Below are 22,012 nucleotides of genomic sequence, written 5' to 3'. Positions count from 1 at the left end.
CAAAAAGTATATTTCTATCAAGCATCAACCAAACTATAATACTATGAAAAATATAACACCCCTTGCCATTGCGTTTGGCCTGGGTATAGTCTTTACAGGCTGCGAACGCAAAAGACCTGTAGACGATGCAAAAGAAATCACTGTAGACACTGCTGAAAAAGAAGATACTATAGAAAGAGATACTACAAAAGTGGTGCGCACCGGCGAAACGACAGAAGAAAAACTGGAAGAGCTTCGCGGCTGGATGAATGAAAAATCTACTCAGGGCGACTCGGCAATCCGAAGCGACTGGCCGGAAGTTCGTGAGAAAATAAGACAGCGTACTGCAGAACTGGATAAAAACGTAGACAGCTTATCTGCCAAATCCAGGCAGGAATACAATGAGCTTAAGCAGCGTTACGAGCGCTGGGAAGCACGTGAACAGCGCCGTCAACAAATGCCGCTAAGCCAGCAGAAAATTACACAGTGGCAAAACCAGCTGCTGGGCGAGTATAAAGATATAGATAAGATAACTGCAAAAAATATACGCGAAGCCTACCTTACTTTTATGGGTGTGGTGCGCACCAAACGCCGGAGCTGGACACAAAGCGACTGGGATTATGTAGACTATGTTTACAGCAAATTAAACGAGCGCCGTGGCCAGGTAGAAGGCCAGATTTCCACTTCTGATAACTTTAAGATAAGAACCCTGCAAGGTGAGTACTTGACGCTGGAAGGTGCCGCTGACACCCAAAGTATGCTCAATGATGTAAAGGATTAAATGATTTAAGATTTAAGATTTAAGAATCAAGTATAAAGTATAAAAGCTGCCCTTTGCCAGGGCAGCTTTTATACTTTATACTTGATTACAGATTCATACTTTGCCAGCCAGCCTGAGTTGCAGCCACTGTTGGGCAATGATAGTTTTGGCATCCGGAGTTTGCAGGTTTTGCAATTCCTCAGCTGTATAGGTTACTTTTTCGATGTGCTCATTTTCGTGGCTGTTACCGCCGCCGGCAGCGTGCTGGTGCGATACCTCGGCATAGTACAGCATTACGCGTTCTGTGCAACCACCGGGTGATGAGTAAAAAGTATGCAGATGCTCTAAGTGATCTACACCATACCCTATTTCTTCTTCAATCTCGCGCTTTATACTTGTTTCAGGTTCTTCGCCTGCATCTACCATACCTGCTACAACTTCTATTAATTCAGATTCTGAACCAATGCGCTGCTGCCGGGTAAGTATGTATTTCTGATCGGTAGTATCGTACACAAGAGCTGCTACGGCATCTCCCCTGTCAAATTGTTCACGCGTAAATGTTTTACCCTCCTGCGATACGGTTAACTTGTATACTTTAAAGTAGCCGTCATAGGCAGTTTCTCGTTTTAAAATTTCCATAGAGTTTGTAAGCTGTTTGCCAGCAACTGAGTAACTGGCAAAGCTAAAGTATAAATCTGGTTAAATTATAGTTCGTTATTTTTGGCAGCAGCCTTCTCGGTACGCTCTGTAAGGCCAGACATGGATAAGGATGATTCGCTCTCATAGCCTTTTGCCCTATTTTTGCCAATGCCGCCTTCGCCGGGCAGTATTCTGTTTACCAATGCAAATACATCTGTCATCAGCTCCGGCGAAAGCCGATGTACCAACTCCCCGAATTTGGCAGGCAGTGTTGTAGTAACCTCGGCGTCGCCATGGCGCAGTGCATCCAGAATTAAAGCGGCTGTTTTTTCTACACTCATTGCCGAAAGAGGGCTCGAGTCCATAATCTTAAACAACGAATACTCCTTTTTATGCTGGCCTTTTATGATAGCATGGCGGGGGCTCCCGGAAACCATAAGCCCGGGCGTAGCTGTAGTAACTATAATATTATACTGGTCCAGCTCTGCCCGCAGCCCTTCTGAAAGGCCAACCAATGCAAACTTACTGGCACTGTAAGGCACAAGGTGCGGTACACTGATCTTACCCCCGATTGAGGACACATTCAGGATACGGCCACCGCCCCTTGCTCGCATAGTTGGCAGCACAGCCAGCGTAGTATAAATCGGCCCCCAGTAGTGTGTGTTTATGGCTTCTTCAAAATCCTGAACTGTCATCTCGGTAACGGGCCCGGCATGTATGACGCCTGCATTATTAATGAGCACATCTATCGGACCAAAGTAATTTTGCACATGATGTATCATCTCCTGCACCTGCTCTTCTTTGGTAACATCGCATTTCAGCACCAATACATCTGCTCCTTTGCCGGCCAGTTCCAAGCGTGCATTTTCCAGTTGGGTTTCGTTGCGGGAACACAGCACAAGCCGTGCTCCTTCTTTTGCCAGCTGCCGGGCCATCACTAAACCTAATCCCCGTGCGCCACCCGTAATCAGCACAACCTTATTGCGGAAGTTGTAAGCAGATAAATTTCGGATAATGGCACGTCCTGCAACTAATGCTGCAGCCCCGGCAGCAAGCCACATCAGGTTTTTCTTGTCTTTCGTTTTCATAGTTCTCCTGCAAGTATAAATTACACCGCTGTGTTAAATTAACAGCATAGTTTACCTTTACGGGCCCGGTAAGAACCTGTTTAAACGAAGAAATACGTGTGCTGAAGATTATTTAGCCTGCTGGCTTTTTTTAGAGAAGATGTTATTCTTAACTACCGGTGTATACAATATTTTTACAGCTCCTACGCCATAATCATCTTTATACTGGGCAGAACCAAGTCGTGGTCCGATGTTGTCCAGGTGGTCGGTCGTGGTCATGTGGTAAACCATTTCGGGCGCAATACTGATCTCATCATTTAATCTGAAACGAAGCCCGCCACCAAAGGCAATCACAGGTGCAAGAGCCGGATAATCTATTTCACGGTCGTAAGTAGTCTGGGATTCATTCAGCTTGCCATCGGCGGGAAAAGAAGTGGCCGTGTAGTATACTATTCCCCCTCCTGCTTTTACATAAGGCACTACAAAGCGCTTGCGCGAGGAGCGATAATTACCCGAGCCACTATAGCTATCCAGCAGGTTAACTACCAGCATACTCGATATCTCGGTTACCTCCGACTGGAAAGCAAGATTCAGTTTAGGGGTTTTCTCCTCGGCTCCAAGTCTTTGGTAATTCAACTCTGTACTTACTGCAATGTATGGTGTAAATTTATAGAGTGCCCCAATGCCCAGGTAGGGGCCAAAATCGTTACATCGCCAGCTACCGCAGATATCGCTCTTAATAGCGGCAATACCAGCGCCAGCCTGTATTACTAAACCGCGTTCCGGAACACGGCTGATGCGCCCCTTTTTTAAAAATTGAGCCTGCCCCATAACATCCTGAGACAGAAGCATGAAGAAGGTTAAAAATATAACTGGAAAGTATAGGTTCCTGCTCATAAGCCAGACAGGTTAAAATCTTAAATTATAATGGGTACTCCTCCATTCCGGCTGACAGTCGAGCTAAAAAACTGTTCTGTAATGTATACAGGTTTGTTAAGCTGGCTGCCACAAATCGTAGCGTCGTAGTAGTAAAAAAAGCCTTTCTTTCATCTACGATTAATAGTATAGAAAGATAATATTTTAATGATAATTACATTATTATATTAAAATAATATAATTTTACATATATCAGCGGCTCTATATTCTTTTAACGCAGATTTAGCACTACAAGGATGAGTGTAATGTAAGATTTATTTGTCTGAATTTAAATGCAGGATTTACTTTTATCCTGTTACTTAAGCTGTTCTTTTTAACCTATTCATTTACAGCATATTTGCATTTATTTGGAGCCGAAAGTCTGGAGATCGAGAAGCAACAGGAAGCATTTTAATCAGTACCTTACCTTAACTTCTGCCAAGTTCGTTATGAAGGCGACAGTAACATTGGTACCAGAGATTTAGCAAAGTGAAGCTGCCCGATAAAGTGCAGAGTTAAAGATACAGAGTAGTGCTGACAAGCTTTTTCTGGCTAATCTGTTTACAGCAACTTCATTTTATCCAGCACTTTTTACAGGTACAATTCGGCAGTTCTTGTTTGCTCCTTTAAGATATCAGAAAGCAATGGCCTTGTAAAGAGAGAGGTTTTTATTGAAATCAATTACTGTGTTTGCGCCTAAAAGGAAGTGCAGCACTTGCAGTGAGTTAAAGTATAAACTTCATGCAGATGATTTACCAGAATCATCTGCATGAAGTACAATATTAGAAAAACTTAGGCCAAGGAATCCAGCTTGTCTGGCGTATAGTTCTTGTTGAAACTTTTTCAGGTTTTGCTTCTTCAATATGCTGCGGGGTAGCTTGCTGCGCAACATTTGCAAATTCTACGATGTTGTAACCGCTTTGTACCCAGCTGTTTCGAATAGCTTTAGTCTTGTTGATCACATCCATTTTCATCTGTCTTGTCATTTTTTTGGTTGGATAGTGGGATAACATCAACAAAACAAAGAATGTGCCGCGTTACGACAAGTTGTTTGAAAGGTTACAACTCATCAAAAAATATTTAAATACTGATGCCAGCAAAAACGCCAGCCTTGTGGGCTGGCGTTTTTTACTGTTTGATATTGATAAAGGCCGGGAGTTCAAAAGGCCCGACGGAAGTTTGTATGGTAGGTTTTATCTGCAAAGTAAGATTTGGCCGCTTAGCTTTATCCTGCTCAGATACAACAGAAACAAGCCGCAGCAGGCTGTTTAAACTGGGTTTACCATTTTCTGCAGCAAACGTAACCGGGGTACGCACCGAAATGGTATTAAGGCCGTGGTGAAGCTCTACAGGTTCATTCACAATGCCGTTCAGCACATGTTTTCCATCCATCAGCAACTGCCATTTAAGCTGCGTTACAGTCATAGAGCTTTCCTCACTGCCCTCGCCTAGCTCTACATTCAGGCCCAGGTTAGAAGATGCCGACAACTCATTTTCGGAGAAAGCCGTGAAAAGTATAGCTGCTTCCGAAAAAGAAAAATCTTCGGGCCGCTTTTTCTCCAGCAGGTTAATGCCATTCAGCTTTACTTCGTTTATACCTGCCAGGCTATACTTTGCTTCTTTAAAAGCCTGCAGGTCGTCTTTTGTTTTACAGGAAAATGTAAAAGCTGCCAGCATAACCAGCAGTAAGTAATTTAAAACGTGTTTTTTCATCATAATCAGTTGAGCCCTGGCTTAGCGCTTTACCACTTTGCCAGAGCCGGTTATTCTTGAATTTACGGTTGGGCTACCCTGGTAGTATACTTTACCGCTTCCGCTTATTGTGGCATCCAGTGTTTCAGTTGCCGTAACCTCAGCCTCTCCGGAGCCGGAAATATCTACTGTTGTTGTTCTGGTATCTAAACCAAAGGCCCGCAGGTTGCCAGACCCTGAAATAGACACATTATGCAGCGCGGCGTTTCCGTTTAGCCTTATATTACCCGAGCCACTGATACGCGAAATGCCTTTACTTGCATCAAAACGAGCTGTTATATCACCTGAGCCACTGACACGGGCCTGAAACTCCTGCACCTCGAAGGTATCTTCTGTAACAAGGCTACCGGAGCCATTTACTTCAGCATAGCGTAATTCAGGTATCGTAATGTATACTTCAATGGTCTTATGGCGGCGCAGGCAACGGTCAGTTTCTATGCGCCAGACACCATCCGATACTTCTGTTTCCAGTTCGTCCAGTATATTTGGTTGCCCTTTTACTTCTACATGTTGTTGCGCGCCCCGCTCAATGTAAACTTTTGTGCTGCCGTTTACATAAACACCGTTAAATTCATCGAGTTGTAGTTCGCGGGTTTCTACATCGCCTTCGCCCCGGATACATGGGCCATTTTCGTCGCAGGATATAAAAAGGAAAGTAACTGCCAGTATAAACAGGCAACTTTTGGTAAGCTGAAAAGGTAATTTCATAGTTTTGGTGGTTATAGTATAAGTTCACAAAATTAAGCAAACTATACTTCACCGCCTAAGCCCTATACTTTCCTTTGCTAAGCAAATGCGGGCTATTACTAAAATTATGCCTGCAATCAGCTGAAATACCCTACTTTTTGCCCTCTTTTATTTACTAAAACGCCCGAATCGGATACAAAAACCGGTTCAATATAATCACTCTCGAAATAGTAAGGAAATTCACGGCTGTTGGTACGTGCCAGTTTACCAATTATCTTCAGGCCATCGCTGGTAACCTGCACCAGGTGGAGTTTGGTGGTCAGGTAAAACTGCGCATCAGGAGCACCATTAAAAGTTACTTTGCGAAGCACATAACGGCTATCCAGTTGGGCACGCTGTTGTTTAGCATATACCTGGTTACGTGCAGGCTCCGCCTTTTTTACAGTATTCCGAGCTACGGGCTGCTCTTTAGGTTGCGATCTCTTGGTGCCTGCCATTAACTGCGATTCGGCATTCTGCCACCCTTTGCTGATAGCGGCCAAACGGTAACTCCGACCCGGGTGTGTACGGGAGGTTCTTTCTTCGGCCAGCAGGTTTATAGCGGCTTGTGCTTCCTCCAGGCTTGCTCCCATCTTGCGGAGTACAAAGCCCGAGAATTCATCTGCTTCCAGTTCATCTTCAGGGTTGCTGCCACTGCGCGATAAAGTATGGCCGTTCAGGTGGTGGCCAATTTCATGAGCAAGTATACTTACGCCTGCCCAGTCGGTATGCACGGCATTGTTTATCTCCTCCAGGAATTGTTCGTTGTAAAGTATGTACCGCTCGCCGTTATAAATTACAGCGGCAGCATTATCAATGTTGGCTGCCCGCAACTGAAAACGCGGCTTCAGCCCAATAACATCTATAATCTCTGAAATAATATCGCGGGTACCGCTTATTTTTGTTGGTGCTTCCACAGCTGCACTTACCGGCAAACTACCTGCTAACAGCAGCAGTATTGCCAGTCGCATCATGTATTTGTTAACCAGTTTCATGCTCGTTATAGTTTTATAATGTGTATAATCAGAAGTTAATCTGAAATATGTATGTACGTTACAAGATAAGCAACTACTCTGCCAAACCTTTAATTACGCAGTCTATGGAAATAAAAAACGAATTACAGCGCTAACTTATTTTCTTTTAACCACTTATATACTTTAAGCTTTGCCTGTGTTTATACTTGTACTTCTGTGATTTCTGAAAATGCTTTAAGCAAAGTAAAATTATACTTGGCAGGAGTTTTTAACATAGCATAGCCTATCTGCAGCCTTGCCCTTTTGTAACATGCAGTATTACAACGCCGTAGCTACATTACAATCCACTGAAAGCATAACGGGTACAAATTATTTTAAACTTGCATCGTGCAGTCAGCGCCTGAATTCTGCCGTCGGCCATGTGGCATTTACAAACCAACTAAAGTAAGCCTATGCTCACTAAAACTATTGCCATAATTGGGGGTGGCCTTAGCGGAACACTTACTGCGCTTAACCTTTTAAAAACAGCAACGCAGCAAACAACTATTTATTTAGTTGAAGCTGAACCTGCTAAAATGCACCGCGGCGCTGCTTATTCAAGCGCACTCCCTTTTCAACCACTTAACGTACCGGCTTCGGCCATGAGCCTGGACCCCGACAGCCCCGATGATTTTTACAACTGGCTTCAGGAAAATCAATTTGCCTACCCAGATCATTTAAAAGTGCCTGTACAAAAAACAGACTTTATACCCCGCTTTATTTTTGGTGATTATGTAAAGGAAAGGTTGCAACAAGCCATTACCGAAGCAAATGAAAACGTTAAGCTTATACCTATATACGCAGCTGCGCTTTCAGTAAAGCGGCTTTTACCAATTGGTGATTTTATAGTTAATATCGCTACTGGCGAAAGTATACGGGCAGACAAAGTTGTGCTGGCATTGGGTAATTTTGCTCCATCTGATGTACCCATCCCAAACAAAGTCTTTTTTAAGAGCCAATTTTATACTTCAATGCCGTGGTCTAAAAGCGCGTTACAGGGAATTAAACCAGACGACGCCCTGTTGCTGATCGGCTCCAGCCTTACCATGATAGACCTGGTTGGCAGCCTGCAAAAGTTGGGGCATAAGGGGAAAATATATGTGGTATCGAGACATGGAATGCTGCCTCAGCCATTTGATGTTTCGACTCAGCTTTATCCCTTAAAACTGTTGCCGCTTTCGCCGCGTCTGACGGCACTGGAAATCTTTAAGTTTGTGAGAAGTGAGATCAGAAATGCTGAAGCAAAAGGCTATACCTGGCGCAGTGTTCTGGATGCTTTACGCCCACACTTACCTGACATCTGGCAAAATTTTAACCTGGAAGAAAAGAAACGGTTTTTACGCCATATAAAATCTTACTGGGAGCCGCACCGCCACCGCATGCCTGCATCCTCTGCAGCGCTGATACAGCAATTACAGCAACAGGGAAAATTAGAAATAATAGCCGCCAGGATAGCAGATTTACAGGAGTTTGAGCACCAGGCCAGAGCAACTATAATCAGAAAAGGTACTACAGCGACAGAGCATATCGCAGTAAATAAAGTAATAAACTGCACCGGCCCACAGGCCGATTATAATGCTATACCTAACCCGCTTGTAAAGCAATTACTAGCTGCCGGCATGCTGGTGCCGGACAAGTTAAAATTAGGAATACTTACAACTATAAACGGCACCTTAACAGACAGGAATAACCATCCGGTAATAAACCTTTATACCCTTGGCCCTCCGCGTAAAAGTATGCTATATGAATCTACAGCATTACGCGAGATACGGCAACAGGCAAAGGAACTGGCTACAGAGTTACTAAAGCACGAAAATTATTTTAAAAGATTAGAAGCACAGGTTGCATAAAAACCGAAGGCCAGCACTATAGAGCTGGCCTTCGGTTTTTACTTGCTTATACTTAAGAATTTCCTGGTTTTGCGACTGTAATGTAATTAGGCAACTCTACCTCGCCAACAGGTGTTTGCACTGTGGGCTTTATCTGCAGTGTCAGGCTTTTTTGCAGATCCTGCTTTCGCGCCATTAATGTCATCAGTTTAGAAAGCCCTTCATAGTTTCGATGGCCTTCTACTTCTGTCATCAGTACAGGTGTATTGATTGGAATAGTGTTCAAGCCTTGTTTCAGAACCATACTTTCCTCCACAACGCCGTTCAATGTTTCTTTGCCATCTACCAGGAGCTGCCACTCTAGTTGCGTTACCGTTAGCGACCGTATTTCTTCAGGACTAGGTAATTGCACCTGCAGTTGCAGCACGCTACTCGCCCGCAATGTGTTATCCGACACAGACGCCAGCAGGCTATCTCCTTCCCGCGGAGAAAAATCATTAGGACCGGTTTTATCCATTACATCCAATCCGTTCAATCTTACCTCGTCTACCCGTTTCAGTTCATACTTCGCTTCCGAAAAAGCTTTCAGCGTTTTCAGGTCATCGGCCTGCTTACACCCACTTACAGCAAGTATAAGAAGCAGCAAAGTATATATAGCTAGTTGTTTCATGCGTTTCATATCAAGGATAATATTTTTGGCTATAACTCCGCAAACTACGCGCCAGACAGGATTACGAAGTAAAGGTTAAAGCAAGTATAACAAAAAGGTCAGGCTTCCCATTCCGGAGCCTGACCTTTTTGTTATGAACAAATAAGTATAAGGTTGTTATACTTATTAGCTATATCAGTTTCATACTCTATGCGCTTTTAAGTGGTTGTTTATGATCCGCTTGTGGCACCTGCCCGGTTTCGAGGTAACGCTTTAAATAGCGTAAATCAGACTTTACTGTTTTCCTGAACGCTGGATTGATCATTCTGGCGGCTAAGCCACCAACAGTACCTGCCGGCGGACGATAAGAAATAACAACCTGCACAATAGTACCCTTGCCATCCGGCGAGTCTGAAAATCGTACTTCACCGGCATTATCCACATCTGCCCCTGGCAGCGATGTCCAGGCTATGAGTGAGTTTTCTACTTCGTGCACAATATCAGCATCCCACTCTACAGTACTAACGCCTCCTGGCAATTTTGCTACCCAATGCGAACGTTGTGGCCCTTCCTGGCGCACTTCTTTCAGGTGGCTCATAAAGCGTGGTAAATTCTCGAGCTGACGCCAGAACTGGTATACCTCTGTTCGGGGCTTCATGATGGTAAAAGTATTCGTAGCATCCAGAGCTATATCTTTGCCATCGGCGGTATCGCGGCCCACCAACTGGTTCATCGGGCAGTAACCGGTAGCGCCTCTAAACAATAATGCACCTCCGGCCAGGGCCATAGCCATACCGGCTTTGCCAGACTTTCTCATTCCCAGCGCTGTTAGCGCTCCGCCTCCTACCGCCGACACAATTCGCTCTACTGTGCTTACATTCTGATGGCTTGTGCCTGTAGCTGGCGGCGAGATGTGGTCGGTCTGTAATACCTTCGAAAGTTGAGGATTATATGTATCCATAAGTTTAAGTTTTCTTAATGGATACGAGTAAGATGCAAAAGAGTGTTTCTGGTATAACTATGATTTTTTTGCTGTACCACCTGGGCTTGTTAAAAATACCCGGGCACTCTAAGTATAATAACTTTATAATTCAGGCTGCAATTGCATTGATAATTGCCTTTAGCAAATGTTGTAAAAAATAAAGCCCCCTGAGCTAATACCCAGGAGGCTTTAAAAGCTGGTATTACTACCAGATATAAAATTAGTTGATGTTTAGCGGGAATGTAACTCCGGCCTGCAGCTCAATCTGCTTCATCGGGGTATTATACTTTAGCTGTCCATTAAAGCTAAGCTTTTCATTGATTGGGTAAATTAAACCAGCACCCAGGTTAAGGCCTACTTTATTAGCTTTTGCTTCGCCATAAACTTTATCTTCAGAATCCTTCATTTCAACTTTTGAAGAAGCAAATGTAAGACCTGCTAAGCCATAGAAATCAGCGCCACCTTTTTCTGCGAAATAGTATCTGCCATCCAGGTTTATGGTAAAAGATCTGGCTGATGAAGTATACTTGCCCCAACCATTAGAAAATTCGGCTTCTGTTTTGAAGAAATAAGTAAGGCTTGGTGCAGCAGCAATTTGCTCCGTAAAGAAGTACTCTCCGCCAATGTTAATACCAATTCCACCATTTTCGATACCGGCTTCCGTACCGTAAACCAGGCCGGCACCAACTCTCATTTTGCCTTCTTCCTGCGCTACTGGCTGCGTTGTAGTTTGTGCAGAAGCAGCCGTTTTAGTTGCAGTTGCATTCTGAGCCAAAGTAGCTGTGGCAGAGGCCAAAACTATTGTGGATAATAGTAATAATTTTTTCATAAATATTAAGTTTGCTAAAAGTTTGTGTTGTAAATATACTAAACTGATTATCTAATATTCAAATTCAACTATATATAATTTATCAATTAATTAGCTTTAATTTGCTAATGTTATACATAAGGATTACCAGCAGAAGCAAATCGAAAAAAGCAACAAGTATAACATACTGTATTTGAAATGTATAAAAAGTATTTTGCACTGTTTATATAACTTATTCATGCTTAAAGCTTTTCAAACAACTGCTTTATAAAGTATAAGCCCGGTTTAACCAGCAACAAAGAGCCCCGGCACTTACAAAGTACCGGGGCTCTTAATCATCTGAATTTATACTTCGGGCAGTCTATTTAAACATACCTTTAAGCTTGGCCAGCTTTGCCTGGAAATCATCCATCGGCTCCTCTTCTTTTTTAGCGCCAGTCTTTTTGTTGTTCGTATTACCACCACCTGTTGGTCGGGCTGAAGTAGGGTCTCCTTTCATACTTAGGGAGATGCGCTTACGGCTCTCTTCTACTTCCAGCACCGTAACCTCTACTTTCTGCCCCACTTTCACCACATCGTGCGGGTTGCTTACAAAGCGGTCGGATAAATGGCTCACATGAACCAGGCCATCCTGGTGCACCCCGATATCTACGAAAGCTCCGAAAGCAGTGATGTTGGTTACGATACCAGGTAATTTCATGCCGGCACGCAGGTCTCTTATCTCATTTACGCCTTCAGTAAAGCTGAAAGCTTCAAACGTTTCGCGCGGGTCGCGGCCTGGCTTGGCTAATTCGTTTACAATATCCTGCAACGTTGGCAAACCTACCGTATCTGTTACATACTTTTTCAGGCTGATCTGCTTACGCAACTCTTCTTTCTGGATTAGGTCCTGAACGGTTACGCCCAGATCTTTTGCCATTTGCTCCACGATGGCATAGCTTTCAGGGTGCACAGCAGAAGCATCCAACGGATTTTTAGCATCGCGGATACGTAGGAATCCTGCCGCCTGCTCAAAGGCTTTATCGCCTAAGCGGGGTACTTTTTTCAGTTCGGTGCGCGTACGGAATGGGCCGTTCTGGTTTCTATACTCTACAATGTTTTGTGCCAAAGCAGGGCCTAAACCGGAAACGTAGGTCAATAACTGCTTGCTGGCCGTGTTTACTTCCACACCTACGGCGTTCACGCAGCTCATTACCACATCATCCAGCGAGTGCTTCAGGGCAGACTGGTCCACATCGTGCTGATACTGGCCAACACCTATACTTTTCGGATCAATCTTTACAAGTTCAGCAAGTGGGTCCATCAGGCGGCGGCCAATAGAAACGGCACCACGCACCGTTACATCCTGGTCCGGAAACTCTTCGCGGGCTACATCAGAGGCAGAATAAATAGAAGCACCGCTTTCATTTACCATCACTACCTGCACCGAAGCAGGCAGTTTCAGGCTCTTTACAAAAGCTTCTGTTTCGCGGCTGGCTGTACCGTTACCAATAGCTATAGCTTCTACCTCGAAACGGGTAACCATGTAACGTACGGCCTGCGCGGCTTCCTGCTCTTTGTGCTGCCCTGTATGCGGGTAAATAGTTTCGTTGTGCAGCAGCTTGCCTTGTTTATCCAGCACTACAGATTTCACACCTGTCCGGAAGCCCGGGTCCAGGGCTAAAACTGTTTTCTGGCCAAGCGGCGAAGACAATAATAACTGACGTAGGTTGTCGGCAAATACACGAATGGCTTCTTCATCAGCGCGTTTTTTAGAGCTCAAACGCACTTCTGTTTCCATACTTAGTTTTAATAAACGCTTGTAGCAATCCCGGGTAGCCAGTTTCACTTGTTCCGAAGCGGCATTGTTGCCTTTTACAAACATGTCTTCCAATTTGGCCAGTGCAGCTTCTTCTTCCGGCTGGGCACTCAGCATGAGTACCATTTCGGTTTCGCCGCGGCGCATGGCAAGTATGCGGTGCGATGGCGCTTTCTCGATCGGTTCTTCCCAATCAAAATAATCCTTGAACTTCTGGCCTTCTTCTTCCTTGCCCATCATCACGCGGCTTTTGAACACGCCTTTCTTTTCGAAAAGCTGGCGCATGGTAGCACGGGCTTCGGCATTCTCGTTCATCCACTCAGCCATAATATCACGGGCACCGGCAAGCGCTTCGGCAGTATCTTTTACTTCTTTCTCTTCCGATATATAGTTGGCGGCCTCGCTGTCTACATCAAAGTTTTCCTGCTCAAAAATGCGCTGTGCCAGTGGCTCCAGTCCTTTTTCGCGGGCGATGGTTGCCTTGGTACGGCGCTTGGGTTTGTAAGGCAGGTAAATATCTTCCAGTACGGCCATGGTTTCGGCGGCCATGATCTGCGCTTCCAGCTCTGGCGTTAGCTTCTCCTGGTCCTTAATAGACTTCAGAATGCTTTCGCGGCGCTTGTCCAGTTCGCGTAATTGCTCCATTCTATCACGAATAGCGGCAATCTGTACTTCATCTAAAGACCCGGTTGCCTCTTTCCGGTAACGCGAGATAAAAGGTACGGTCGCACCTTCGTCGAGCAAAGTGGCTGTTGCCTCTACCTGCTTTATAGTTACCGAAAGTTCGGTTGCGATCTTTAATAAATGCTCAATGTTTGGTTCCATGTATAACTGTAAATAGTAGGAAATCGAAGTATAAGTGTAACCGGGCGGAGAAAAAGTATAAAAATATATGGGGTGCTACTGTAGTTTCTTCCGCCTCTTCCTATCGTTTTTAAGTATAAACTATGTTTTTAAGAACGTCAAATTTAAGGCTTATTGCCTAAACCCGAAACAAGTAATTGTTCTAAATTACCATTTACCGTAAGCTACTGAGGCACAGCTTATCAGGAACCATATTTTATACCTTCGCACCTCTGATGCGTATTTTTAACTATAAAAAACTGGTTTTTATCCTGGCAACTATACTTCTGCAACTGACAATTTCGTGCGTTATTCAGCCCCAATTACAACACTTTACAAAGAAACAAGCTACTACAGCATCATTAACTAACTATTATAACCGAAGAAGTATGAGGCCGCACTATGAATTTCTACGGGCTCACCTGTAGCAGCAATCTCACAAGCCAGCAACTGCTGCAACAACATAAGTAAAAGTATAGTTAAAACAAGCTTTAAGAGAGCATGCAGCTACTTGCTGCCAAACTTATCCACCATACGCTATGCCATGGAGATCGGCTCAAAAATAACAGGGCTTACCGATGCTGAAGTAACAGAGCAGCGGCTCCGGCATGGCCAGAACAAACTCCACTCATCCGAAAAGCTTCCTTACTTAACGCTGCTATGGCACATCGTTTATGAGCCGATGTTTATACTGCTGGCTGTAGCGTGCAGCTTATACTTTATACTTGGCGAGTACGGCGAAGGACTGATGATGCTGGTAGCGATCCTGATCGTATCCAGTATTTCATTTTTCCAGGAACTGCGAAGCAAAAATGCCCTGGATGCGCTCCGCAAACTTTCACAGCCTATGTCGGTAGTGGTGCGCAATGGCCAGGAAATTTCTATACTTACCGAAGAGCTGGTGGTAAACGATGTGATGCTAGTGCAGGAAGGTAACCAGGTGCCGGCTGACGGGCTTATACTTCAATCAAACGACTTCTCGGTAGACGAATCTATACTTACCGGCGAATCTTTTGCCGTAGACCGTAACGATGTTGAAGGCAATAACCGCCTGGCAATGGGTACTACGGTTGTTTCGGGGCAGGCTTATGCGCGGGTAACACATGTGGGTATGCAAACGCAGCTGGGCAAACTTGGCAAATCCATTGAAGTTGCTGAAGAAATAAAAACGCCACTGCAGCAACAGATAAACCAGTTTGTGCGCCGCATGGCCTTGTTTGGTTTCGGGGCTTTTATGCTGGTCTGGTTCCTGAATTATGTGCACACAGGCAGTATGCTGGAAGGATTGCTTTTTGGGCTCACGCTGGCCATGTCGGTGTTACCCGAAGAAATTCCGGTGGCTTTCTCAACGTTTATGGCAATTGGCGCCTGGCGCATGATGCAGCAGAGCATACTTACCAAAAGCCTCCGCACCGTTGAAACCCTGGGCTCTGCCACCGTCATCTGCCTCGATAAAACTGGCACCATCACTGAAAATAAAATGCAGCTGGCCAAAGTATATGATGCTGCTACCCATCAGCTTTTATCAATCGAAGATTGCCTCTCTCCCTCCTGCTCCAACGTTTTGGCCTACGCGATGTGGGCGAGCGAACCAGCCCCCTTCGACCCCATGGAGCAAGCTTTGCACCAAGGCTACGCCAGCCATACTTCCGAAGACGCACGGCCCAAACATACGATGGTACATGAATACCCGCTGGGTGGTATCCCTCCTATGATGACACACGTGCACCAGCATACTAATTCAGGTGACCGCATTATTGCAGGCAAGGGAGCGGCAGAGCGCATAATCCGGATCTGTAAAATTCAGGGTGATGAGAAAAGCAAGATAGAGCAAACTGTACAGGAACTAGCGGCTGCAGGTTACCGGGTGTTGGGTGTAGCCAGTGCAGCGATAAGCGAAGGTGAATATCCGCGGGAGCAGGACGATTTTAACTGGCATTTTGAAGGGCTCGTAGCGCTTTACGATCCTCCGAAGCACAACATACAGCAAGTGCTGAACCAGTTTTACACTGCTGGCATAAAAGTAAAAATGATTACCGGCGATTATCCCGCCACTGCTAAAGCTATTGCTGCAGAAAGCGGTTTCAGAAATATAGATGCCATACTTACCGGGGATGCTGTTATGCAATTGAGCGAACAGCAACTTACTAACCAGGTAAATACCTGCAACCTGTTTGCCCGCATGTTTCCGGAGGCAAAACTGCGGGTGATTAATGCGCTTAAGGCGAACGGCGAAGTGGTGGCCATGACCGGCGATGGCGTAAACGATGGCCCAGCCCTGAAAGCTGCGCATATTGGTGTAGCTATGGGCGGTAAAGGCACCGAAATTGCCAAACGAGCCGCCGAGCTTGTGTTACTTGATGATGACCTCGAGAAAATGATACAGGCCATTGCCTTGGGCCGGAAAATCTACACCAATTTAAAGAAAGCTGTCCGCTACATCGTATCTATCCATATCCCGATCATACTTACCGTAACGCTACCGCTGGTTTTGGGCTGGAAATATCCCAACATCTTTACACCTGTACATGTAATTTTTCTGGAGCTGGTTATGGGACCAACCTGCTCTATCATCTATGAAAACGAACCCATAGAACGCGACACGATGCAGCGCCCGCCACGCAACCCGCAAAGCACTTTTCTTAGTTTCAGGGAGTTGGGCATCAGCCTGGTGCAGGGGCTGGTAATTACGGCAGGCGTTTTGGGCATGTATGCTTATGCCGTTTCACTGGGTTACAACGAGGCACTTACCCGTTCGCTCACGTTCAGCACTTTATTGTTCTGCAACATATTTCTAACGCTTGTTAACAGGTCGTTTACATTCTCCATTTTCACAACACTCGCCTACCCCAACAAGCTCATACCTATAATTATACTTATCACACTGCTGCTGATGGTACTAATGTTTAAGGTGCCATTTATGGAGCGGTTATTCGGGCTGGAGAGTGTGCCCGGACATTTACTGCTGCTAAGTGGTGGAGTAGCCATGGTAGCAGTACTGTGGGTAGAGGTATACAAGCAACTGCGCTACCACCTGCACCTACCCAGGCATCTATCTGCAACCTGAAATATAGTAATGCTATTTCCGGGTTTTACGCTGAATGGAAAAATACAATTACATAATTGCATTTAAATCATTATTTCGCAACAAATCAGCTTAAAATACAAACCATCGTCTATTTTGCTAAGTTTAAATACTGAGAGGTTATCACAATTACCTGGTAACCAGAATTTAACTGAAGTATAAAACTTATAGAACTGATGATGATCAATATAGCAAGTCTCGCATTTTTATTCACGTTTGTGGTGTATTCGCTGCTCGTGACCTTTATACTTACCTGTATTTATTTCGATGCCGAGCAACGAGGTATAAAAGGGTGGTTAGTTGTGTTTCTGACATTTTTTTCAGGCACTATTTTCGGAACAATAGTCTGGTTACTGCTGAGGCCTAAGCTTAAAACAGTACCCGTAAGAGCAAGTTAATTTACTTTACAAGCTTATAAACTGCCATTAAATATCTTCTGAGAGTAGCCGGGCTTTGCCTAAAGGCAAGTATACATTAACAGGCAGGAAGTTATTTAATGGCAGTTTTGCGTTCTGTCGGCAGCAATTTATACTTTAGCAAAATCATCTGCTTATTATACAGGTTATGCAAGAGTCTGAAAAACTACACCACGAATCACTTTTTATACCTGTAACAGCAACCGATGAGCTGCATTTGAAGCGCATTTACCAGAACCCGACGGGCAAACCTGTTTTGCTGGTGCATGGCTCCATTGAGAATGGCCGTATTTTCTATTCCAGGTCTGAAAAGGGTTTTGCGCCCTACCTGGCCCGCCATGACTACGATGTTTTTGTAGCCGACTTGCGTGGCCGGGGCAAAAGCCGGCCACCAATTTCCGGCCGCTCAAATTTTGGCCAAACCCATACCTTAGAAGAAGATTTCCCTGCTTTCATAAACAAGATAAAACAACTCAAGGGCGATGTGCCGCAGTACTGGGGCGCTCACTCATGGGGCGGCGTGTTGATGCTGGCTTACCTGGCCCGGCCGGTAGTGCCTGTGCAGGTACAGGCTATGGTTTTCTTTGGCAGCAAGCGCCGCATCAGTATCTGGAGCCCTAAAAAATTCCTGATGGTGGATGTTGTCTGGAACTGGCTTTCGAAGCTGGTGGTGTCGATAACCGGTGCCCTGCCGGCTAAGAAAATGCGCATCGGCTCTGACAGCGAAACCCGCCTGACACACCGGCAAACGCACCATTGGGTAGTGCAACGCCGCTGGCTACACTGGCACGATAAATTTGACTACGCCACCATATTGCAACAAATGAACCTGCCTCCCACTTTATACTTAACGGGCGCTAACGACGATGTGCTGGGCCACCCAACCGATGTTAAAAACTTAATGCGGGAAACCGGGAGCAACCAAAGCGAGTTTAAAATAATAGGCAAAGCAAGCGGACACCTGCACAATTACGACCACATAAACCTACTTACGCACCCCGATGCCGTACATGATCATTTTCCGTTAGCTTTAGCCTGGTTCGAAAAAAGTACGACGCTTGCAACGGATCACGTTAATAAAGGGTCTTTACTTTAAAGGTTGTTATTTAACTTTTCGATTATACTTGCTTACATACTTATACGCTACTCAAAATGAATAAAATTCTTCGCCCTGTACTTGCGCTTGCTTTCGGATCTTTCCTGCTTGCCTCCTGCGATAAATGCGAACCAACTTATACCCAGCCAACCACCGAAGACCTGGACTGGCTGGTGTATGATACCAAAGATTCTATCAGGTTTGTGAACGAGAGCAACAAGGTTTTCACTTACCTCCGCACAAATGCTTATACTCAGAATATTCCGGGAGCCGGCTACAGCGTAAGCGACGATTGCATTGAAAAAATGGACACGCAAGTGGTTAACGTTATCCAGCAGGTAAAAAACCAGCAGCCGGGCCTGGCCATCACTATACTTAAAACTCCTGAAGACCTGACAGTAAACCTGGTTGTTGAAGACCGGGGCACTTATAAAATAGATAAGGCCAACCCTACTTTTGCAACGCTCGATCTAAACGGATTTACTTACAACAATGTGTTTGAAGTGAAGGCAGACAGCACAAAAGCCACCAGCCTGAAACGCCTACTTTTTAATAAAGAATTCGGTTTCCTGAGCTTAGAAATGTACGATGGCAGAAAACTGGATCTGAAACGTTAATTTATACTTCAATTTGAATCAAAAAAGGCTTCTCCGGTTTACAGAGAAGCCTTTTTTGATTGCCACAACCCAAGCATTTATACTTCGGCTGCGCCCAGGCATTTTAATACTTCCAGCACTTTGTTTACATGCTCTAACGGTTTGGTAAGCGAGTTAAACACAAAGCGCACCGTGCCCTGCTGATCTATTACGTAAGTAACCCGGCCCGGCACGATGCCCATAGTCCGTGGCACGCCAAATAATTTCCGGATGCGCCCGCCTTTGTCGCTGAGCAGCACAAAAGGCAAGCGATGCACCTGACCGAACTTCTCGTGCGATACCTCACTATCGGAACTGATGCCTACAACTTCGGCGCCATATTCTTTAAAAACTTCATACTGATCGCGGAATTCGCAAGCCTGTTTGGTGCAGCCCGGGGTGTTATCTTTCGGGTAGAAGTATAGCACCACGCTCTTTGTTTTCAATATATCATACAAGCGGAAGGTGCTGCCATCCTGCTGCTGTAATTCAAAATCCGGGGCTTTATCTCCTGCTTTTATACTTTCTGTAGCCATGCTATTTATATGCTTTACTTTTTATCTTTTGCTTTAACGGAATGCAAGTCTCTAAATGTTTAGTGCCTGAAGTTAATCTATACTTTACAATCGTAATAAAATATAGATGCTTAGTCTGTTTTTCTGTCGCTACAAACCATTTACTTCCACAAAAGTTATACTTCCAGATTCTGCTTTAAAGTATAAAACTATACTTATGCATTGAGAACATGCTAAAATTTCGTTTTCGCAAGCTAACATTGGTTCTTTCGAAATCAGTTTGCGGCATAAAACATGAATTTAAACAAGCTCTAAAGTATAAATTGCCATATTTGTGGCTGTTCCGTTTTCTATGCCACGCATCAACGTTATTATTCCTGCTTACAACGAAGAAAATTCTATCGCAAAGGTAATCTCTGCTATACCTGCTGGCTTGGTTGATGAAGTGATCGTGGTAAACAACAACTCTACTGACCGTACTGCTGAAATAGCACAAATTGCCGGGGCTACCGTTTTGCACCAGCCCCTTGCCGGTTACGGAAACGCCTGCCTGAAAGGCATTGCGTATACTTTAGCTAAACCCGCTTCCAGCCGTCCAGATATCCTTGTTTTCCTGGATGGAGATTACTCGGATTATCCCGAAGAAATGCCGCAAATACTGCAGCCTATACTTGCCGGTAAAGCAGATATGGTGATCGGGTCGCGGGCGCTGGGTAACAGGCAACGTGGCGCTATGTTGCCACAACAGATATTTGGCAACTGGCTGGCCACTACCCTACTGCGCTGGCTTTATGGCGTAAAGTATACCGATCTCGGGCCTTTCAGGGCAATCAGAATGGGAACGCTGCTGGCGCTGGGCATGCAGGACCGCAACTATGGCTGGACGGTAGAAATGCAGGCCAAAGCAGCGAAACAGAAAGTAAAGTATGTAGAAGTGCCTGTAAGTTACCGCAAGCGCATCGGGGTATCTAAAGTTTCGGGTACGGTAAAAGGTACTGTACTGGCAGGTTACAAGATCATTTTTACTATCTTTAAATACTTGTAAAACCTATGGGAACGCTGGACCTGATCGTGCTACTGCTCTACGGCATCTGCCTGGCATTTATCTTCAGCTATAGTATGGCACAGCTGCACCTTACCATACTTTACCGCCTCCGCAAACCACGAACCAGCCCTGACCTGCAAAGTATAACCAATTGGCCCAGCGTAACCGTACAGTTGCCGGTTTATAACGAACGGTATGTAATAGAACGACTCATGGATGCTGTGGCTGCCTTCGATTATCCATCCGAAAAACTCCAGATACAGCTGCTCGATGATTCCACCGACGATACCTACCAGCTTATCCGGGAAAAAGCAGAACATTACGGGCAACTTGGCCTGAACATCCAACATATACAGCGCCGCAACCGCGAGGGCTACAAAGCCGGCGCCTTGCAGCATGGCTTAACCTCCGCAACCGGCGACTTCATCGCTATTTTTGATGCTGATTTTGTACCTCCTCCGGATTTCCTGAAGAAGACAATTCCGGCTTTTACGGATGTCCAAATTGGTGTAGTACAAGCCCGCTGGGGGCACCTGAACAGCAATTATTCGTTGCTGACCAGGTTGCAGGCCTTCGGGCTGAATGCACACTTTACCGTGGAACAAACTGGGCGCGCAACCGGGGGCCATTTTTTAAACTTTAATGGCACGGCCGGCGTGTGGCGTAAAAGCTGCATACAGGATGCCGGTGGCTGGCAAGCCGATACCCTCACCGAAGACCTCGACCTGAGCTACCGTGCCCAACTGAAAGGCTGGAAATTTAAATACCTCGAAAATGTAACCGCTCCGGCAGAATTACCGGCCACGATGGGCGCACTTAAATCACAACAGTTCCGCTGGACAAAAGGCGCTGCCGAAACTTCCCGAAAACATCTCTTTACCGTATTGCGGGCCCCAGTATCCTGGCTTACAAAACTGCATGCTGTCTTCCATTTGCTTAACAGCAGCGTGTTTGTATGCGTGCTATTCACGGCTATACTTAGTGTGCCGGTTCTTTTTATCAAGCATCAGCAACCGCAACTGGCATTTTTGTTTAAAACAGGTTCATTACTTATACTTAGCCTGGTTGCCCTTATTTATTTTTACTGGACATCGCTTCGCAGGCAAAAAACAGTAAGATTTATACCTGATTTTTTCATGTTTCTGAGCATGTCTATGGGGCTTTCGCTGCACAACAGCCTGGCTGTGCTGGAAGGCTACATTGGCCACAAAACCCCTTTTATCCGGACGCCCAAGTATAATATAGTGCACCGGAGCGATAGCTGGCAGAAACAAGGTTATAGAATAGAAAGTATAAACCCGATTACAGTGCTGGAAGGAATGCTGGCCGTGTACTTTTGCTATGGCATTGCAGCAGGCATACAGCTACGTGATTTTGGTTTGCTGCCTTTTCATGTGATGCTGGTACTTGGGTTTGGCACTGTTTTCTTTTACTCCCTTTTTCATAGCCGGCGCGTGTAA

General features: G+C 45.2%; 20 protein-coding genes. 8 read left to right on the top strand and 12 right to left on the bottom strand.

The features are described 5' to 3' along the window. Positions 1-43: 43 nt before the first annotated feature. Positions 44-760 carry a hypothetical protein gene (locus LWP20_RS13635; protein ID WP_242928707.1) on the top strand — a complete coding sequence of 239 codons (717 nt, stop codon included), beginning with the start codon at positions 44-46 and terminating at the stop codon, positions 758-760. 93 nt (positions 761-853) lie between these two features. Here LWP20_RS13635 and LWP20_RS13630 read toward each other — a convergent pair whose 3' ends face one another. The 7 genes from LWP20_RS13630 to LWP20_RS13600 form a co-directional block, all read right to left on the bottom strand. Continuing rightward, entirely contained in the window at positions 854-1,378 is a 525-nt protein-coding gene (locus LWP20_RS13630) for an NUDIX domain-containing protein (protein WP_242928706.1), read from the bottom strand. 65 nt (positions 1,379-1,443) lie between these two features. Then, on the bottom strand, positions 1,444-2,466 hold the full coding sequence (locus LWP20_RS13625) for an SDR family NAD(P)-dependent oxidoreductase (RefSeq protein ID WP_242928705.1): 1,023 nt from the start codon (positions 2,464-2,466) through the stop codon (positions 1,444-1,446). Between the two features lie 108 nt (positions 2,467-2,574). After that, positions 2,575-3,297, bottom strand: a complete 723-nt coding sequence (locus LWP20_RS13620) for a porin family protein (protein ID WP_242928704.1) — start codon at positions 3,295-3,297, stop codon at positions 2,575-2,577. Positions 3,298-4,142: 845 nt separating this feature from the next. After that, positions 4,143-4,346, bottom strand: coding sequence for a hypothetical protein (locus LWP20_RS13615; RefSeq protein ID WP_242928703.1), 204 nt, complete (start codon positions 4,344-4,346; stop codon positions 4,143-4,145). 142 nt (positions 4,347-4,488) lie between these two features. Then, positions 4,489-5,076 carry a hypothetical protein gene (locus LWP20_RS13610; protein WP_242928702.1) on the bottom strand — a complete coding sequence of 196 codons (588 nt, stop codon included), beginning with the start codon at positions 5,074-5,076 and terminating at the stop codon, positions 4,489-4,491. An 18-nt stretch (positions 5,077-5,094) separates the two neighbouring features. Continuing rightward, positions 5,095-5,820: a head GIN domain-containing protein gene (locus tag LWP20_RS13605; RefSeq protein WP_242928701.1), complete on the bottom strand. Its 726-nt coding sequence runs from the start codon at positions 5,818-5,820 to the stop codon at positions 5,095-5,097. A gap of 116 nt (positions 5,821-5,936) precedes the next feature. Next, positions 5,937-6,833 (bottom strand): M48 family metalloprotease, encoded by an 897-nt coding sequence (locus LWP20_RS13600; protein ID WP_242928700.1) that lies wholly within the window; start codon positions 6,831-6,833, stop codon positions 5,937-5,939. A 431-nt stretch (positions 6,834-7,264) separates the two neighbouring features. Between LWP20_RS13600 and LWP20_RS13595 the strand changes: the two genes are divergently transcribed. Then, the gene (locus LWP20_RS13595) at positions 7,265-8,701 is read left to right on the top strand and encodes an FAD/NAD(P)-binding protein (RefSeq protein ID WP_242928699.1); all 1,437 of its coding nucleotides are present in this window, start codon (positions 7,265-7,267) and stop codon (positions 8,699-8,701) included. Between the two features lie 52 nt (positions 8,702-8,753). Here the strand turns inward: LWP20_RS13595 and LWP20_RS13590 are convergent, their stop codons facing one another. From LWP20_RS13590 to LWP20_RS13575, 4 genes are all read right to left on the bottom strand, one after another. Continuing rightward, positions 8,754-9,350, bottom strand: coding sequence for a hypothetical protein (locus tag LWP20_RS13590; protein ID WP_242928698.1), 597 nt, complete (start codon positions 9,348-9,350; stop codon positions 8,754-8,756). Between the two features lie 187 nt (positions 9,351-9,537). Beyond that, the gene (locus tag LWP20_RS13585; RefSeq protein ID WP_242928697.1) at positions 9,538-10,290 is read right to left on the bottom strand and encodes an SRPBCC family protein; all 753 of its coding nucleotides are present in this window, start codon (positions 10,288-10,290) and stop codon (positions 9,538-9,540) included. Between the two features lie 241 nt (positions 10,291-10,531). Next, the gene (locus tag LWP20_RS13580) at positions 10,532-11,140 is read right to left on the bottom strand and encodes an outer membrane beta-barrel protein (protein ID WP_242928696.1); all 609 of its coding nucleotides are present in this window, start codon (positions 11,138-11,140) and stop codon (positions 10,532-10,534) included. 340 nt (positions 11,141-11,480) lie between these two features. Further along, positions 11,481-13,742, bottom strand: a complete 2,262-nt coding sequence (locus LWP20_RS13575) for a Tex family protein (RefSeq protein ID WP_242928695.1) — start codon at positions 13,740-13,742, stop codon at positions 11,481-11,483. A 562-nt stretch (positions 13,743-14,304) separates the two neighbouring features. Here LWP20_RS13575 and LWP20_RS13570 point away from each other — a divergent pair. The 4 genes from LWP20_RS13570 to LWP20_RS13555 all read left to right on the top strand — a co-directional run bounded on the left by LWP20_RS13570 (position 14,305) and on the right by LWP20_RS13555 (position 18,974). Beyond that, positions 14,305-16,827: a cation-translocating P-type ATPase gene (locus LWP20_RS13570; protein WP_242928694.1), complete on the top strand. Its 2,523-nt coding sequence runs from the start codon at positions 14,305-14,307 to the stop codon at positions 16,825-16,827. Between the two features lie 194 nt (positions 16,828-17,021). Further along, the gene (locus LWP20_RS13565) at positions 17,022-17,243 is read left to right on the top strand and encodes a hypothetical protein (RefSeq protein WP_242928693.1); all 222 of its coding nucleotides are present in this window, start codon (positions 17,022-17,024) and stop codon (positions 17,241-17,243) included. 166 nt (positions 17,244-17,409) lie between these two features. Then, positions 17,410-18,357, top strand: coding sequence for an alpha/beta hydrolase family protein (locus LWP20_RS13560; RefSeq protein WP_242928692.1), 948 nt, complete (start codon positions 17,410-17,412; stop codon positions 18,355-18,357). Between the two features lie 56 nt (positions 18,358-18,413). Then, positions 18,414-18,974 carry a hypothetical protein gene (locus LWP20_RS13555; protein ID WP_242928691.1) on the top strand — a complete coding sequence of 187 codons (561 nt, stop codon included), beginning with the start codon at positions 18,414-18,416 and terminating at the stop codon, positions 18,972-18,974. A gap of 77 nt (positions 18,975-19,051) precedes the next feature. On the opposite strand, the gene LWP20_RS13550 is transcribed toward LWP20_RS13555, so the two are convergent. Continuing rightward, a complete protein-coding gene (locus tag LWP20_RS13550; protein ID WP_242928690.1) occupies positions 19,052-19,528 on the bottom strand; it encodes a peroxiredoxin in 477 nt (158 codons plus the stop codon). 331 nt (positions 19,529-19,859) lie between these two features. On the opposite strand from LWP20_RS13550, the gene LWP20_RS13545 reads away from it, so the two are divergent. Next, positions 19,860-20,552 (top strand): glycosyltransferase family 2 protein, encoded by a 693-nt coding sequence (locus LWP20_RS13545; protein WP_242928876.1) that lies wholly within the window; start codon positions 19,860-19,862, stop codon positions 20,550-20,552. Positions 20,553-20,557: 5 nt separating this feature from the next. Further along, a complete protein-coding gene (locus tag LWP20_RS13540; RefSeq protein WP_242928689.1) occupies positions 20,558-22,012 on the top strand; it encodes a cellulose synthase family protein in 1,455 nt (484 codons plus the stop codon).

It is taken from the genome of Pontibacter vulgaris, assembly GCF_022758145.1.
Lineage (GTDB): Bacteria > Bacteroidota > Bacteroidia > Cytophagales > Hymenobacteraceae > Pontibacter > Pontibacter vulgaris.
Note: the sequence above shows the minus strand (reverse complement) of the source record. Positions and strands in the feature narration are given on the sequence as shown.